4 protein-coding genes are annotated in these 1,552 nt (G+C 73.0%); all 4 read left to right on the top strand.

The annotated features are described in order from the left end of the window. Positions 1-280 (top strand): hypothetical protein (locus ABD671_RS13445; RefSeq protein WP_344733914.1); only part of this gene is annotated, 280 nt, incomplete at its 5' end. Next, positions 277-471, top strand: a complete 195-nt coding sequence (locus ABD671_RS13440; protein ID WP_344733913.1) for a hypothetical protein — start codon at positions 277-279, stop codon at positions 469-471. The genes ABD671_RS13445 and ABD671_RS13440, both read left to right, overlap by 4 nt. Next, positions 468-746, top strand: a complete 279-nt coding sequence (locus ABD671_RS13435; protein ID WP_344733912.1) for a hypothetical protein — start codon at positions 468-470, stop codon at positions 744-746. The genes ABD671_RS13440 and ABD671_RS13435 overlap by 4 nt, the downstream gene beginning before the upstream one ends. Next, positions 743-1,552 (top strand): helix-turn-helix domain-containing protein (locus ABD671_RS13430; RefSeq protein ID WP_344733911.1); only part of this gene is annotated, 810 nt, incomplete at its 3' end. The genes ABD671_RS13435 and ABD671_RS13430, both read left to right, overlap by 4 nt.

Genomic DNA, 1,552 nt, shown 5'->3' with positions numbered 1-1,552 from the left:
CGCCCGCGACACTCGGGAGACCACCGACCGCGACATCGCACGGCTCCGCGCCACCGGCGCCGAGGTCCTCGAGCTGTCCTTCGAGAACGCCCTGCACGAGCCGGCCCGCACCGCCGCCGCGCTCGGCGACCTCGTCGAACGCCACGACCTCGGACCGTTCCACCCGGACTCGGCCGCGGCCGTCGTCCTGCACCGGTCACCGTCCTGCCGTCCCGACCTCGCGGTCGAGGAGTTCCTGATCAGCCACAGGCCACCGACCAGCGAGGAGGGACGCCGGTGAGCGGGGTCCGCGCGATGCTGCACGCCACGAGGCCGGTCGTCGTCCTGGAGATGGAGGACCACGACGACGTCGTCCTCCTCACCGCGGCCGAGGCCGACGTCCTGGCCGCGCAGCTGCACGACGCAGCGAACCACGCGAACTGGCGGATCCGGGACATCGGCCGGGCCGCCGCACCCAGGAGCCAGCGATGACCCGCCGGCGGCCACGAGCCGCACCACCACCGCGCTGCTCGGACGCGCACGCCGCGGCCATCACCCGTGAGCTCGGCCGCCTGGTCCTCGGTGGCCGCGGGCCCGCACGCCCCGAGCTGCTGTGGCCCGTCGCGCCCGACCAGACCGCGACGGCGACGGCCGGTCTCCATCGACTCCTCGCCGAGATCGACCGCATCAGCAACACCGCCACCGCCCAGGCCACCACCCACACCAGCAGCAGGGCGGCACGACCCACAAAGGAGCACCCTCGATGAGCGGGCACCTGATCGGCTGCGTGAAGCCGATCCAGACCCTCGGGCGCAGCCACAAGCTCGCGCTCATCGCGTTCGCCGACTCCGCCGACGACCGCACCCACATCAGCTTCCCCGGCTACGAGGGAGTCATGGCGTGGGCGTCGTGCTCGAGATCGCGGGCCGCCGAGCTGATCAAGGACCTCGTCGAGCAGGGCTACCTGACCCTCTACAAGGCCGCCAGGCGCGGCCAGCGCGCCGAGTACATCGTGTTCCCCGAGGGGTGCTGCGAGCTCCACCGGGTGCCCGCCGAGGAGGACACCAGCGCGCCGGTCCTCGACGTCGACGAGCTCGCGACCGCCGCAGGGATCGGCGCCGACCAGGTCCGGGCACTGCTCGCCGCGCTGACGCCCGGCCTCCCGGCCACCGACCCCGAGGACACCGGGAATGGGTCCGACGCGTCGGACACGTCCCCGCTCACTGGGTCCGACGCGTCGGACCCTAACGACCCGGTTATCCACAGGGACCCCGAAATGGGTCCGGGGCGTCGGACCCGATCGATCGATCGGGTCCAGACTGGGTCCGACGCGTCGGACCCCTTCACTTCTTCAAGTACTTCCCCCCATACCCCCCAGGCCGACGACCAGCCCACCGACCAGGCCAGTGACCAGGCCGACCAGGTCGACGCGGCTGCTGCGACCAGCGGCCCCCTCACCTCCGTCGACGCCGTCCGCTGCCCCGTGCACCCCAACGGCCACCCCAACTGCCGAGGCTGCGGCACCAGCCCCAAGCAGCGCCGCGAAGCCGCCCGCCGCCGCGAAGCCGAGAAC

It is taken from the genome of Nocardioides fonticola (assembly GCF_039536805.1).
Lineage (GTDB): Bacteria > Actinomycetota > Actinomycetes > Propionibacteriales > Nocardioidaceae > Nocardioides > Nocardioides fonticola.
The sequence above is the reverse complement of the archived record's forward strand: the minus strand, read 5'-3'. Positions and strand labels throughout refer to the sequence as shown.